Below are 14,792 nucleotides of genomic sequence, written 5' to 3'. Positions count from 1 at the left end.
GCGATGCGGGTAGAATGGCAGGCCATTTTACTCACAGGCAGTGGTCATAAGATGCTGAAGATATACAACACACTCACTCGTCAAAAAGAAGAATTCAAACCTATCCACCCGGGCAAGGTGGGCATGTATGTGTGTGGCGTCACTATCTACGATCACTGTCATATCGGCCACGGCCGCACCTTCGTCGCCTTCGACGTGGTGGCCCGTTACCTGCGCTACAGCGGCTATCAGCTCAACTACGTGCGCAACGTCACCGACGTGGACGACAAGATCATCAAGCGTGCCGCCGAAACCGGCGTCACCTGTGACGACCTGACCGAGCGCCTGATCGGCGACATGCATGCCGACTTCGATGCCCTCGGCATGGTGCGCCCGGACGTTGAGCCGCGCGCCACCCAGCACATCGGCGAGATCATCGAGCTGGTGCAATCCCTGCTGGATAAAGAGCACGCCTACGTGGCGGACAACGGCGATGTGATGTTCATCGTCGACTCCTACGCCGACTACGGCAAGCTCTCCGGCCAGGATCTGGAGCAGCTGCAGGCCGGCGCCCGCGTCGACGTGGTGGATGCCAAGCGCAATCCGCTCGACTTCGTGCTGTGGAAGATGTCCAAGCCGGGCGAGCCGACCTGGGACAGCCCCTGGGGCCCGGGCCGTCCTGGCTGGCACATCGAGTGCTCCGCCATGAACTCCAAGCACCTTGGCAACCACTTCGACATCCACGGCGGCGGCTCCGATCTGCAGTTCCCGCACCACGAGAACGAGATTGCCCAGTCCTGCTGCGCCCACGGTGGCGACTACGTCAACACCTGGATGCACAGCGGCATGGTGATGGTGGATAAAGAGAAGATGTCCAAGTCCCTTGGAAACTTCTTCACCATCCGCGACGTCTTGGCCCACTACGATGCCGAAACCGTCCGTTACTTCCTGATGTCTGGCCACTACCGCAGCCAGCTCAACTACTCGGAAGATAACTTGAAGCAAGCCCGCGCCGCGCTGGAGCGCATGTACACCGCCCTGCGGGATCTGCCGGCGGCCGCTGCTGCCGGTGGCGACGAGCAGGTGGATCGCTTCAAGGAGGCGATGGACGATGACTTCAACACTCCGGAAGCCTACTCCGCCCTGTTCGACCTGGTGCGCGAGATCAACCGCCAGAAGGGTGAAGACATGGCCGTGGCCGCCGGTCTCGGTGCCCGCCTGCGCGAACTGGGCGCCGTGCTCGGCATCCTGCAGCAAGACCCCGAAGCCTTCCTGAAAGGGGACGAAGCGGACGAAGAGGTCGCCGAGATTGAGCGTCTGATCGCCGAGCGCAATCAGGCCCGCGCCGACAAGAACTGGGCCGCTGCCGATGCCGCCCGCAACCGTCTCACCGAGATGGGTATCGTGCTGGAAGACAGCGCCGGTAAGACCAGCTGGCGCCGTGCCTAAGACCGGTTGTCCTGTTGCTGGCAACAGGTTGAGCCAATAAAAAAACCGCAGCCATTGGGCTGCGGTTTTTTTGTGGCCTGTCGTGAAGCCTCGGCATCCTTCGGTCTGATCCCCTCGCCCCTTGGGGGAGAGGGTTAGGGTGAGGGGACTAACGTCATTCCTGGGCTGAATGCCGTCCAACGCCTTAATGGCATGGCTTCGCCATGCAGGATCAGCCCCCCTCTCCCCTTGCGGGAGAGGGGGGCTAACGTCATTCCTCGGCTGAATGCCATCCAACGCTTGAATGGCATGGCTTCGCCATGCAGGACGCGAGGGCACGGCCCTCGAAGGGATTTCGCCACCGCTACGTGGCTTGGCGAGTGACTTTTGAAAGACCGCTCTCTTTGGCAAATAACACCAAAAGTCTTCCCCCCGGCAAACCGCCCGCTTCGCGGGTTCCCTCGTCTCGTCCAACGGGTCGGACGGAGCGCAGCAGACGGCACTTTGGCCTACGCCATCCCTGGCTTCGGCCAAAGCCCGCTTCGAACATCCTTGTTCTCGCGCCAAATCGGGGACGAGCTGTGCTCGCCATGATCCAATTTGGCCCCTGTGCCGGCTGCGCCATCATCCCTGATGGCGTTCCTGACCCGTTGAACTCGACTCGGCGGTTTGCAGGGGGAACCAATACCGTGCCCACCCGTGGCTTTATCTTTCTGGTCGACCGTTTATTACGCCGCAGGGGGGAGCTGTGCAAGGGGGGAAATATTGAGTGCAAAAGTGTTTGGGGAATAGAAATAAAAACCGCAGCTCAAGGCTGCGGTTTTTTGTGGTATGCAATGTAAAGGGGACTTTGTCCTAAGTGTCTAGAAGTAATTGCCTTGTTTAGGTATTTTATATAAAAGATGTTTTCGCAATTATAAATGACATGGAATATATTAGGATTAATATTTAACTGATGAAGAGTAAACCGAAGAGCAATTATATTATTTAATACTGTTTTAAAATGGTTTTGTCGATACATAGTGACATGAAACGTGTGTTTTTAAGTTGCTTTTAGTCACTTCTGACAAATTGTTTCAACTCATTAGCAAAAAGTTGAAGTTTCTTATTTACATTTTCTATATCACTTACTAGTTGTTCATAATAAGCGTAAGTCCTTTGAATATCTTGAGGTGAGATTGATTTATTACATTCTTTTTCCTTTTCTACTTTATACCATGAACGGTATTTGGCCTGCCATTCAGTTAGGTGTGGTCTTAAACCATCATTTAGAACCATCATTGATATGTCAATAAGGTTTTCAGTATCTTCTTTCTTTTTACCTGATAGTTTTTCTACCGGAAGCGCTGCTATTTGTTCTCTGATACATTGAAATAATGTATGCCAGCTATCGTATACTTCAACGATTACATCCTTATCTCGTTGAAAAGGTAAGGCTGCTTTTCTTGTTACTAGCTCAGTCCATATCTTATGTGCAATTTTTTTATCCTCTATACTAGGCTTGATTTTTATTTGAGTTCCTGTAAATGGTTCCTTGATTGTGATTTCATCAGTCTTGTAATTTTTTAATGCTGGTTGTATTTTCTTGAATAATAGAATTGATAATACTAGAGCGATTGTTATCAATAGTGGTACTGGAATATTTATTTTTAGCGCTGAGTTAAATCCATCTAAACTTATTGAGATAATATTTAATTCTATTGGTTGAGTTGCCGTATCTTGTGCTGCTGGAATTAAACTAGACATGATGTAACTATCCTTATTTACTACCCATCATTATTATAAATCGTTTACATTAATATTAAACCAGACTTTTGGTCTACCCGTTTATAAAAATCAGCAAATTGACAGGGGTCTGAAATAACCATATTTAATTTTGATTTGTTATTGCGGTGTATACTTTCTATTATATCCCTTGCCCCTTCTGATTGGGCTATATCTATTTTTTTGTAGTCTCTTATTTTATTGTATCTAATTGATTGTAAGTCAATATCAATTGCTGCATTGCCAAAATAATAGAAGTGATTTGAGATTAGGACAAACGTAGATTTAGTATCTCTCTCTAAGTTTGTCATATTATAGCTACCATCAGGGTTACTATGATGTGAATCTTCTTGTATCCATGTTTCGTCTATATCTTGATGATATATATTATCTCCTAACATTTGCACGTGACTGCCATTTCTAGACGGTTTTTTCAGAGAAAAGCGTGAGTCTGACCAATAATCATTAAAATTTATTTTTTCTGTTATTTTCATTAATAAAATGCACTTTTTATTTGCTGTGCGTAACTTTGCCCCTCCAATTCCTAAAATCCAATCATCTACATTTGCCGATTTTCTTATTCGTGGCTTGCATGTTGCTAAAGTACAAACTCCATGAAATGGATTAGGTGCGAACCCAAAGTCTCGAGTGATTGCATAAGCGTACAAAAATGAGTTTGGAGATATCAGCATATGATATTTCCCCCAATAATTTTCTCTCTCTCTCGACCATCAGCATGTTGGAATTGGCTATTGCCATCTAGCGCCTCGATGATCGACTCAGCTCTCCATCCAACAATAGATGTTGCATATGTTTTAAGATTGTCAGGCAGTTCAACATCGTCTTTTAAACCATTCTCATAAACGCCAATAATTGGTTTTCCAAGCTGATGGGCTACTTTTATTTCCCAATTAACCCACGGCCTTGTATGTGTTTCCTTACCTATAACAACAATAACTTGACTTGCCCATCTCATTTTCATTCTAAGAAGACGTTCAATAGTTCTGTCACTGATTTTCTTTTGGTCTATGCGCGCTTGGTTCTCTGGTTTTACTCTTATTGAGCTGTTCCTAAATTGATAACCTTTAGATGATGCTAAGCGAGTAATCCCATCAACACTTGCATCATCCTTGTGGTGATGACTAATAAATACGTTTCGTTGAATAGTATTAACCATTTTAATCCTCACTAATATAGTTAAAAAAGTTCGAAGTTACTTTTTAACTTATAATTATACGTTTGTTTTGGTCTCTTATTGTTAAATTTGGTCCGGCACCTTTTATCAATCTCACATGCACCACTATTTTCCATATCCATTAATGTGTAGCATCGTTGTGCTTGTGGTAGAAAATGAAATATTTCATCCATGTCCCAACTTTCATTATATATTTCTGCGATCATGTGCTGATTTTCTGTAAACCAAAACAAGCACTCTTCGCTGCTCATGCCATCTCTATTTTCAAAAATCCAGTTAACTCCTCTCTCGCATCCTGGTCCTGAAATAACAAAATTATGTTCTGTAAATGGAAAGTCATTAAGGTACGTCAGATCGATAAAAATTTGGTAGGCTAGAAATCTACCTATGCCATGGAATGATTTTAGATTGCTATATACGATATCTTGTGTTGCTGCATTAGTGACTCCTTTTACAATTGAATCCTGATTGTAGAAAACAAACTTGATCATTCTTATGATCATGTTTTTTTCTATTTTACCTTCTCGCTTCTCTAGAAAGGAGCCAAAGCTTACTTTTGGTCCACCAAGTATATATGCTGCGCTAAAAAATACATATTTTGGGTCGTTGGAAGCTATTGCTGATAATTTGTTTCTTACTTCTTCATCGATGTAATCTAAGCGCATATTAGAGAAGTGAAATGGTGCGCCAAGTGAGCGTAGCGTATCGCTTTTATTTATGACACGAAATAAAAATATGTTTAATATTTTGTTTTCATAGCTCAAAGATGCATTGTTAATCACATTAGAGATTAACCATTTCGTTTCTCTATCCCATGTTCTCTTGGTATTTACAAATTTATACTTTCTTAATATTTCATCAGTAGTCCAAAAGGGGGGGAGTTCTAGAATGCTTTTTTTATAATAAATAGATGTTCTTTCCCGTTGATGATAAAACCACTCCTTTATTACTCGGTCATTTAGTATTGGTTTGGCAGACTTTATTTTCTGCTTATTAACGTTACAATATAATGTGTCATTTTTGTAATCCACAGATGAAAGCCTCTTTAAAGAATTTACTAAACGCGTTTGTACCTAAAGTAGCATTGTTAAATACGTGGTCGGATTTTGATTTATTTTTCACTACATATTTATCAATTTCATAATTTTTGTAGTTATTATGTTCTCTCTCTATATAGATAATAGTGAACTTATTATTCTTGCACCATAATAGCTCATTGGTTGAACGTACATCTGTTATTATAATGCTCTTGGTATTGTCGATGGATTTTATTTCTTCAGTGAGCATCCTGATGAATATTTGCTCCTCTATGTTTCTTAAAGAGTTGAGATTGAGCCAGATATCTCTTGGTGAATATGTTATTTTCTCTCCAGTAGATAAAACTATGTTTAAAGGTAATGATTTTTCCTCTGGTTGATAGTCTTTTTCTAGCCAAGGATATATGTGGTGAGCAAGTTTTTTTAACTGATCACTGAATGAGAGGCGAATAAAGTCATAGTTGTTTATTAAATAATTGGCAAGATAATCTTTTCCACTGCCAGAGACTCCCATAAAAGCAATTCTCATGGTGCGACCTTTATATGTTGATTGAAATTGTTTTTAGTGATAGATAATATAAAGTCTTGACTTAATCTTGAGTGTAAAGTAATTGGTTGCATGAGTCTTTTTTGGTAAACATATGTCAGTGTCGCATCACAATATCCCCAAAGAAGATTAACATTATAGTCTACATCGTAATGTGTAAATATAGCTTGCATTTCAATTCTGGTCAGCTCTATTGGTGGCAAATCCGTAATATTCATTGTTATCATATTTTCAATGAATAAGACTATGTCATGTAATAAATGTTTAGTTTCCTGCAGAGAGCTAGCAAAATAAATACTGTCTTGGTTTTTAATGTCTAGATTTTGCTTATCTTTGTTGGAAAGTATGTCTTGGGCCTGCTTTATCTTATCTTCATAGATGTGCAAGTTTGTAATTGACTGATGCAAATAACCTAACCGTAATTCACTATCAACCTCTTTTTGTAACATAGAAAGGACTAATTCTTGCAAAAGACTGAATTCAAAAATATTTATATGGCTTACTCCAAAAATTAAATCCCCACTTCGTTGAGTTACCTTGATATTTAGTTTTTTGTCTGGCGTGACAAAAAAATGGATTAGGTTGTTGCAAGGGATGTCTAGGCTATTTTCTAAATTTACTCCAAGTAGGCTTTCACTTGTGTCCCTATTTGGCATGTAAAGACTTACTACAGCTCTTCTTGTGAATATACCTTCACTTTTAAATTGTTTAATTACATTATCTATTTGCCCATATGCATAGAGCCTTTCACCGTAAGCAGCACGCCAGGTAATACCATCATCTGAATATTCTTTTGCCCTAGGTACAAAGAACGATAAATAAGGCGCGATTTTGTTCATTCCTGCCAATACCCAAAGAGTTTCTGCAAACGTGGCAAAAATATTGTTTTTTCTACCTAATAAGCTTAGGTGTCTTGATTTGGGGTCATTTAATATGATGCTTACATCATATAGTGTTAATGTCTTCCCGTTTCTTGATGAGGTATTGACACCATCTGAAAATATCTTTTCTATGGCATTTATTATAACGCCATTAATATTACTTCCATAAACGACATGCATAATATTGTCTCGTTTGATAAATATGAGTTTGGCGTGAATTAAATATTTTATTATCTATTTAAAATAGTGTGTTCGGACGTTAGAGAAATACGGTGTCATAACGGTGAAAGACTCACTATCGGACCTTCAATATAAAACTGTTTCCTGATAGGGGTCTGTGCCGCTTTCTGTTGTACTCATAATGATTTTTTCACCCATGCAACCAAGTTGATGATTCTTGTTTCATCGGTGCGGCAATCTGGCCTCGCCATATGGCGGGTAAGGGGCCGGATCAGAGATAACCTCTCTCCCGATCACAGCTTCGAATACACCGGATGCTGTTAACCAGTCTCGGTGTATCAGGTTCGGGGTTGCCCCCTGTTGTTCGCCGAGGTGAGCCCGTTTGTCCAGGCCGCGAGGCAGGACGCCGAGCGAGCGCCGCTGGGCCATGGATGGCCCATCGGCGCGTGCCGTGGGACAAACGGGTGAACCGAGGGAACCCGACGCAGGAGGGCGAACAAGTGGGGGTGGCCTTTCTTTTGGTGACTTTTCTTTGGTCACGCAAAGAAAAGTCACTCGCCAAGCCGCGCAGCGGCGGCGAAACCCCGTCGAGGACGGAGTCCTCGTGTCCTGCATGGCGCAGCCATGCCAATCAGGCTAGTGACCCCTCACCCTAGCCCTCTCCCGCAAGGGGAGAGGGGACGGTTACCGCGGACGATTACGCTCCGCTAATCGACCCTACTCGACCCCATCCATTGATCCCAAGCCCTATCCCCCAAGGGGCGAGGGGATCATTTACCCCGGTGCAATGCGCTTCGCTTATTGCACCCTACCGTTCTCCCGCAGGGGGGAGGGGACGGTTACCGCGGACGATTACGCTTCGCTAATCGACCCTACACAACCCCACCCATTGATCCAAACGTCTCTCCCACAGGGGAGAGGGGATGGAGCCCCGGGGCTGACGAGAGCAGCCGTCGAGGGGGCACCCCTCGCACCTTGCCGCAGGCGCGGGAGACCGGCTGGGCTCCGCCAAAGACGCTGCCGCCCCTGACTGTCGCCGCCACCTTGCGCCCTTGACCATTCATGAATATGCGGGGCCAACAGGGGCCGATGGTCATCTTACGGAACCCGCCTCGGCGGGGCCATCCAAATCCATGAAATTAGTGATGCAACCATCAGAATTGCATGTTTTTTCTCCTTTGCTGCAGAGTGGCAACCGGCGGTTGACCCAGGTTCGGGGTGTGATGGAAGATGAGCCCCGAGCTGCGCTGACAGCCGAGTAGAGACAGGGGAGAGTGGCAGGCCGAGAGCTGAACCGAGTGGCGAGCCAAGTGAGGGGAATGGCAGGGGAGCGCCACGAATAAAGGTGGTCAGCGACAGGGGCCATCAGGATACCGAGCTCGCTTGAGCGCCACCGGCAAGCCGCCGCAGCCAATGGCTTCGCACGACAGGCACCGCTTGCTTCGGCAGTGGGTGCTGATTACCCCTCAGATGGGGTAATCTCGTGTTGGCTGCAAACGGAGCACGTTGCCGAACAATCGAGGGTCGTTCGGCGACAAAGGGCGGCAAAAGCGCAGAGATAGCGCCGCGATGGGGGCGGGCGGCGGGTGAAGAGGCTATGGTTTCAGGAATAGACATGCAAGCAGGGAGGTGTGCATGGACAGAATATTGCAGGCGTTGTCGCTGCAAGTGACCGGGGCGCGGGATCTGGAGAGCCTGACCCGCCCGCTGCTGGAGATGCTCGAAACGGTCACCGGGCTCGAATCCACCTATCTGACCGAAATCGACCTTGGTCACGATACCCAACATATCCGCTATGCCCGCAACAGCGCCGACCTGCAGATCCCTGAGGGGGCCTCGGTGGCCTGGGGCGATACCCTCTGCCGGCGGGCCCTCGACGAGGGGCGTTTTTACACCGACGATGTGGCGCTCTGCTGGGGGGATTCCCAGGCGGCGCAGGCCCTTGGCATTCGCACCTATCTGAGTTGCCCGGTGCGCACCCCCTCCGGCTCCCTCTATGGCACCCTGTGCGCCGCCAGCGCCGAACACAAACCACTGCTGGCGGGTTCGGATCATCTGATCGCCTTCTTCGCCCGGCTCATCGCCGAGCAGGTGGAGCGTGAACAGCTGCTGCAGCAGTTGCAGCAGGCCAACAACGAGCTGTCGCGCCAGGCGCTGAGCGACCCGCTGACCGGGCTGCCCAACCGGCGGGCACTGATGCACGAGCTCAACCGCCTCTTTTCGCTGGCAGAGCGGGTCGAGCATCCGCTGTTGATAGGCTTTATCGATCTCGATGGCTTCAAGGCCATCAACGACACCCACGGCCACGATGTGGGTGACCTGCTGTTGCAACGGGTGGCGGCGGCGCTCTCCTGTGTGCTGCGCGGCGGCGATCTGCTGGCGCGGGTGGGGGGCGACGAGTTCGTGGCGGTGGGGATGGGGCCGCCGTGCGGCGAAGAGACGCGGGAGGCGGCGGTGCAGGGCTTCCAGCGCCGGCTGTTCGAGGCGAGCCTGGTGTCGCTCGAGCTGCCCACCGGAGCGCTTCATTATGCCGGCGCCAGCGTGGGGGTGGTGGCCACCGATCCGGCCCTCAGCACGGTGGACGAGGCGCTGAGGCTGGCCGATGCCTGCATGTACGAAGTCAAGCGCCAGCGTCGCCGGCCGAGCTGACGCGCAGGTGAGACAGGCAAACAAAAGGGGCCCCGCTGGGCCCCTTCTTCATGCCACCCCTCAGCGGGCGGGGAAGTACTTGCTCTGGATCTGCTGGAACTCGCTGCTGGCCAGCACCTGGGTCAGGCCGCTCTGGAACTCCTTGACCAGCTCGTCGCTCACCGGGTGGCTGAAGGCGAAGCAGAACTGCTCGGAGCTCAACATCCAGAACACCTTGAACTGGGCGGGATCCAGCTGCTGGGAGGCGATCAGATCCAGCATGGTGGTCTTGTTGGTGGAGATAAGATCGACCCGGCCCGAGGTGAGCATCTTGAGCGCCTGGGGCAGGCGGTTGGCCGGCAGGATCTTCTGCTCGTCGAAGCCGTTGTTGAGCAGCAGTTGCTCCCCCACGTCGGCCCGCACCGCCCCTATGTTGTACTGCTGGGCATCTTCCAGCCTGGCTATCTTGATCGGGTTCTTGGCCAGTCCCATCAGCACGATCTCGGCGTAACCGATGGGGCAGGCCCACTTGAACAGAGGATCCCGCGCCTCGGTGCGGGCGGTGGAGAAGAGCACCACGTTGGGTTTCTGGGTCAGCAGGTAGTAGCCCCGCGCCCAGGGCATGATGGTGACGGTCTGCGGCGGGGTGTTGGTCTTCTTCCACACCTGTTGCAGCAGCTCGACGGCGAGCCCGGTGGGGGCGCCCGCCTCGTTGGAGAAGTTGTAGGGTTTGTACTCTTCGCTGAGGTAGTGCAGCTTGCCAAGCTCGGGACTGGCCTGGGCCAGGGTGGCAAACACGAGTGCGGCGAATCCGGTCCATTTTTTCATTTTGGCCATCCTGGTGGGGTGTTGCGTCACTCTCAAGTGTTATCAAAGCCGGCCAAATCGCCAGCCGTGGCACGGCTCACGGCATGTATTGGCGCCGCAGCGCCTGATAGTCCGGCGAGGCGAGCGCCTGGTTGAGGGCGCGCTGAAACTGCTTGATCACCCCGTCATCCACCTGGCGGCTGAAGGCGTAGCAGAGCTCTTCGGCATCCAGTACGAAGGCCACCGTGAACGCTTTGGTATCGAGCTGCAGCTCCTTGATGGCGTCGTAGCCCGCCAGCTTGCCGGTCGCCAGCAGATCGGCGCGGCCCGACACCAGCATCTTCAGCCCCTGGCTCAGCCGGTTGGCGGGGATGATGCGGTTCTCGTCCATGCCGCGGTTGAGCAGCAACTGCTCGGAGGCATCGGAGCGCACGGCGCTGATGCGGTAGTCGTTGATCTGCTCGACGGCGCTCAGGGTAATGGGGCGGCGCTTGTAGGCCAGCAGCACGTACTCGGCGTGGCCGATGGGGCAGGCCCACTTGAACAGGGGATCGCGGGTGTCGGTGCGGGCGGTGGAGAAGAGCACCACGTTGGGTTTCTGGGTGAGCAGGTAGTAACCCCGCGCCCAGGGCAGGATGCGGATGGGCTGGGGGGGCGTCTGGGTGTTTTGCCAGATGCGCTGCAGCAGCTCCACCGCGAGGCCACCGGGCTGGCCGGCGGCATCGGTGAAGTTGTAGGGGGGATACTCCTCGGTCAGGTACTCCAGCTTGCCGAGCTCGGCCTGCGCCGTGCCAAGGCATGACAACAGCAGCAGACAACCGAAAAAACCTCTCCTCATGGGCAATCCTTGGCGTAGCGCGGGCGATCATCTTGCCCAAGTGTGGGCAAAAAAGCCTGATATTGCCAGCAGTTACCAGCGCGCTCTGGGGTTGCCCAGCGGTTTTAGCTGCTCATCGCGCAGCCCCACCAGCAGGGCCTTGCCGCTCTCCTGCAGGCGAAATTCGCCGTAGCACGCCGCCTCGTACTGCTCGCCTGTGCCCTCCTCGAAGAAGTAGGCATCGGGGCCGATGCGCCACTGGCCATCGCTTTGGCGCACCTGCAGCAGCCGTTCATCCCGGGCCAGCTGCTCCGGCTTGCCCCCTTCCACCCAGCTGGCGATCTGCTGCTCGTCGAGGCGGATCACCAGGGTATCGGCGGGGGCCTCGTCGTGGCGCCGGTTGCCGAGCTGGCGGGCGAGTTCGTAGTTGAGGCGCATGTAATCCCCCTGCATCAGGGAGCGCGGGTCGACCGGGGCGAGGCGCAGCAGCACCACCTCGCCACTGCTCATGGCGTGCTCGTAGCGCCAGACGGTGATATTGATGACCGCCAGGATGGCGAGGCCGGTCAGCAGCAGGGCGAGTCGTCTCATGAGGGGCTCCGCAGGCTCAGCCGTTTGAGCAGCTGGCGGGCGCCGAGCAGCAGGGCGCCCGAGCCCAGCAGCAGCCAGGATTTGGTCATCAGGGTCAGCCCCAGATCGTAGTAATAGAGAGAGCCAAAGCCGACCAGCAGCAGGCCGGCCAGGGTCATCAGGCCAACGCTGCCGGCATAGAAGCCGAGCACCAGCACCAGGGCGCCGGCCCCCATGCCGGGGATGAGGGCGCTGAGCAGCACCAGTGGCAGCCCGTACAGCAGCGGCAGTTTCAGCCGGATCATCAGCCCCAGCAACAGAGCGGCGCAGAGCAGCGGGTTGAGCCAGAGCGGCAGGCGGGAGTGGCCGAGCTCGTCGAGCATGCTGGCGCCGCCCTCCCACAGCGGGTGGTGCAGGCGCCCCAGCACCAGCAGGGAGAGCGCCAGCCCCAGGGTGAGGGATTCAAAGAGCTGATGGCGCGCTGGATCGCGTTCTGCCTGCAGCCAGCAGAGGGTAAGGGCCGTCATCACCAGCGGCAGGGCCAGCAGTTGCAGACCGAGGCAGGCCAGTCCAAGGGTGAGCAGGATGGCGGTGGCGAAGCTGTGGAACAGCCGGATCAGCCAGTGTTCGAACAGGGCGGCGATGGCGAGTGAGAGCAGGGCAAGGCCGAGCCAGAGCGGGGCCGAGTGCAGATCCAGCCGATCGAGCAGGCCATAGAGCAGCCAGGCATCGCCGGCCAGCGCCAGCGCCAGCACGAACTGATCCCACAGATCGCTGCGGGTGGCGAAGCGGTTGAGGCAAAAGGCGATGGCCATCAGCACGGCGCCCATCAGCAGGGCGCTGTCGGCATCCCGGGTGAGCTGGGAGAACGACATGAACAGGAAGAACAGCAGGAACAGGGCGGCAATCCAGCCCACCATGCCGAGCAGAAAGCGGCTCGACCAGTGGGGCTGGTCGTCGCGGGGGGCATCCCCTTCCACCAACCGGGCCCGTTGCAGTCGCTGCCAGGGGGTCAGATCACTCATGGGGCCTCCGTTGTTGTTGCAGCCAGCGGCTGGCGGCCACCGACAGGCCGATGGCGATGAGGCAGAGCAGCAGGAAGCCGTCGACGTCCGGCTCCATCCATTTGCCGAGCGCGGTCAGCAGCACCACGATGAGGCTCAGGCAGCCCATGGCGAGCCCGGCGATGAACCTGTGGTGCCAGCGCAGGTAGGCGGCCGCCAGCCAGCCGATCCAGGCCGGCCAGACCCAGGGGGAGGCGGCATCGAACAGCGCCAGCAGGGTTAGCAAGGTGACGCCGAGCCCGGCGGCCAGCCCCGCCAGCCAGGAGGGCATCAGCCGGTAGCGGGCGGGCACCAGCAGCAATATGCCCCAGAGGGCGGCGTTGAACAGGGTCAGGCTCCAGCCGAGGGCCTCTTCGTCGAAGGCGAAGAAGAAGTTGAACAGGCCGAGCCGCCAGTAGAGCACCAGCGCCAGCTGACCGAGCAGCCAGCTCAGGGTCCACAGCAGCGGGCTCTGGCCGAGCGCCGCCAGCGGCAGCAGCATCAGCGCCCAGGTGGCGAACAGCTGCCAGGGATCGGCGCCGGTCTGGTAGGTCTGCCCCACCAGCGCCAGCAGAGCACCGATGTTGAGGGCGATGGCGAGCAGCAGCGCCTGGCGCTGGCTGTCGGCGAGGGGCTTGCGCCACAGCAACAGCAGCATGGCGAGCAGCGGCAGCTCCAGCAGCGCGAGGCGCGAGAGGCGGCCCAGCTCCTGCCAGTTGAAGGCGACGAAGAACACCAGACCGGCGCCGAGGCACAGACTGCCAAGCCAGAGCAGCAGCCGATCGAACAGCCACTGCCAGCGGGCAGGGCCGGGGGGCAGCTCGCACAGGGCGAGGGCGGCGGGCAACTGGGCCCGGTCGAGACGCCCGCGCCTGACCCAGTCGAGCAGCGTCTGTCTTGAGGTGAAGTGCATGGGATGCTCCATCAGGTTTGCCGCATTATGCCACGGCCATGGCGCCGGTTGGCAGCCCCCGTCTGCGGGCGCCGCAGGCCCGCCATGCGGGCAGCAAAAAGCCCCGCCAGAGGACGGGGCTTGCGTGCAAAGAGACGACATGGGCGCGGGAGCGTCGTCGGCAAGTGCTCACCCTTGCCTCGCCACCTTCTGATCCGGCCGGGTCAGGCGAACAGCAGGGTGCTCACCCCGAGGCCCACGAACAGGATGGCGCAGGCGATGCGGATCCCCTTGAGGGGCAGGCGATCGGCCCCCAGCTTGCCAAGCAGCACCACAGGCACGTTGGCCAGCATCATGCCGAGGGTGGTGCCGGTGATGACCTGGGTCAGCGAGTCGTACTTGGCCGCCAGCAGCACGGTGGCGATCTGGGTCTTGTCGCCGATCTCGGCGATGAAGAACAGCACGAAGGTGGCCATGAAGGGGCCGTATTTGTCGAGCGGGCTCTCCTCGTCGTCCATCTTGTCCGGCACCAGGATCCAGGCGGCCATGGCGATGAAGGCGCCGGCCACCAGGTAGGTCATCACCTTGGGGTCGAGCCAGCGGCTGATGAACTCGCCAAGCCAGGCGGCGCCGGCGTGGTTGAGCAGGGTGGCCGCCAGCATGCCGGCGATGATGGGCCAGGGCTTGCGAAAACGACAGATGAGCAACAGCGCCAGCAGCTGGGTCTTGTCGCCGATTTCGGCGATGGCCACGCTGAGGGTTGAGGTTAACAAGGCTTCCATAAAAATGACCGGGGGACGGAATTGTTATACCTGAGACAAGCCTGCGCCATCCGTCCCCGGTATTGGCACTGGCCCGTCAAAGGTCTTGTCAAATCCGCGGCTGGCGTGGATCACCCTGACCATGGTGAGTTGGCACCAAGTATGTTGATCAGGGTCGCGAACCGGTTTGGGGCCGGCTGGCGAGACTACTCCCCCTCGATGGGAGCGGGCATTCTAGGGAAAAAGCGAAAGTGACGCAAGCC

General features: G+C 53.9%; 14 protein-coding genes. 2 read left to right on the top strand and 12 right to left on the bottom strand.

The genetic code is table 11. The features are described from left to right. Positions 1 to 51 precede the first annotated feature (51 nt). A complete protein-coding gene (gene cysS / locus ACB033_RS04395; RefSeq protein WP_010633527.1) occupies positions 52 to 1,428 on the top strand; it encodes a cysteine--tRNA ligase in 1,377 nt (458 codons plus the stop codon). A 1,032-nt stretch (positions 1,429 to 2,460) separates the two neighbouring features. On the opposite strand, the gene ACB033_RS04390 is transcribed toward cysS, so the two are convergent. From ACB033_RS04390 to ACB033_RS04365, 6 genes are read right to left on the bottom strand one after another with little or no spacing between them, the layout of a single operon-like run. Beyond that, entirely contained in the window at positions 2,461 to 3,153 is a 693-nt protein-coding gene (locus tag ACB033_RS04390; protein WP_164091188.1) for a hypothetical protein, read from the bottom strand. 44 nt (positions 3,154 to 3,197) lie between these two features. Further along, on the bottom strand, positions 3,198 to 3,863 hold the full coding sequence (locus ACB033_RS04385) for a hypothetical protein (protein WP_324039576.1): 666 nt from the start codon (positions 3,861 to 3,863) through the stop codon (positions 3,198 to 3,200). After that, entirely contained in the window at positions 3,857 to 4,348 is a 492-nt protein-coding gene (locus tag ACB033_RS04380; protein WP_362848966.1) for a TIR domain-containing protein, read from the bottom strand. Before ACB033_RS04380 ends, ACB033_RS04385 begins: the two co-directional genes overlap by 7 nt. A gap of 20 nt (positions 4,349 to 4,368) precedes the next feature. After that, complete coding sequence (locus ACB033_RS04375; protein ID WP_050559006.1) at positions 4,369 to 5,397, bottom strand: nucleotide kinase domain-containing protein; 1,029 nt, start codon at positions 5,395 to 5,397, stop codon at positions 4,369 to 4,371. Then, complete coding sequence (locus ACB033_RS04370; RefSeq protein ID WP_050559005.1) at positions 5,381 to 5,932, bottom strand: adenylate kinase; 552 nt, start codon at positions 5,930 to 5,932, stop codon at positions 5,381 to 5,383. The genes ACB033_RS04375 and ACB033_RS04370 overlap by 17 nt, the downstream gene beginning before the upstream one ends. After that, entirely contained in the window at positions 5,929 to 7,011 is a 1,083-nt protein-coding gene (locus ACB033_RS04365) for a thymidylate synthase (protein WP_371140358.1), read from the bottom strand. Before ACB033_RS04365 ends, ACB033_RS04370 begins: the two co-directional genes overlap by 4 nt. 1,635 nt (positions 7,012 to 8,646) lie before the next feature. On the opposite strand from ACB033_RS04365, the gene ACB033_RS04360 reads away from it, so the two are divergent. Next, complete coding sequence (locus tag ACB033_RS04360) at positions 8,647 to 9,660, top strand: diguanylate cyclase (protein ID WP_371140357.1); 1,014 nt, start codon at positions 8,647 to 8,649, stop codon at positions 9,658 to 9,660. 60 nt (positions 9,661 to 9,720) lie between these two features. Here ACB033_RS04360 and ACB033_RS04355 read toward each other — a convergent pair whose 3' ends face one another. The 6 genes from ACB033_RS04355 to ACB033_RS04330 all read right to left on the bottom strand — a co-directional run bounded on the left by ACB033_RS04355 (position 9,721) and on the right by ACB033_RS04330 (position 14,550). After that, positions 9,721 to 10,467, bottom strand: coding sequence for an ABC transporter substrate-binding protein (locus ACB033_RS04355; RefSeq protein ID WP_017780740.1), 747 nt, complete (start codon positions 10,465 to 10,467; stop codon positions 9,721 to 9,723). 76 nt (positions 10,468 to 10,543) lie between these two features. Then, positions 10,544 to 11,284, bottom strand: a complete 741-nt coding sequence (locus tag ACB033_RS04350; protein ID WP_010633530.1) for an ABC transporter substrate-binding protein — start codon at positions 11,282 to 11,284, stop codon at positions 10,544 to 10,546. 72 nt (positions 11,285 to 11,356) lie between these two features. Continuing rightward, a complete protein-coding gene (locus ACB033_RS04345) occupies positions 11,357 to 11,854 on the bottom strand; it encodes a GDYXXLXY domain-containing protein (RefSeq protein WP_139726041.1) in 498 nt (165 codons plus the stop codon). Further along, complete coding sequence (locus ACB033_RS04340) at positions 11,851 to 12,858, bottom strand: DUF4401 domain-containing protein (RefSeq protein WP_139726040.1); 1,008 nt, start codon at positions 12,856 to 12,858, stop codon at positions 11,851 to 11,853. The genes ACB033_RS04345 and ACB033_RS04340 overlap by 4 nt, the downstream gene beginning before the upstream one ends. Beyond that, positions 12,851 to 13,789 carry a DUF2157 domain-containing protein gene (locus ACB033_RS04335; RefSeq protein WP_139726039.1) on the bottom strand — a complete coding sequence of 313 codons (939 nt, stop codon included), beginning with the start codon at positions 13,787 to 13,789 and terminating at the stop codon, positions 12,851 to 12,853. Before ACB033_RS04335 ends, ACB033_RS04340 begins: the two co-directional genes overlap by 8 nt. Positions 13,790 to 13,992: 203 nt before the next feature. Next, positions 13,993 to 14,550, bottom strand: coding sequence for a TMEM165/GDT1 family protein (locus tag ACB033_RS04330; RefSeq protein WP_010633534.1), 558 nt, complete (start codon positions 14,548 to 14,550; stop codon positions 13,993 to 13,995). Positions 14,551 to 14,792 lie beyond the last annotated feature (242 nt).

Origin of the sequence: Aeromonas sp. S15(2024), assembly GCF_041402265.1 — a bacterium.
Lineage (GTDB): Bacteria > Pseudomonadota > Gammaproteobacteria > Enterobacterales > Aeromonadaceae > Aeromonas > Aeromonas dhakensis.
Note: the sequence above shows the minus strand (reverse complement) of the source record. Positions and strands in the feature narration are given on the sequence as shown.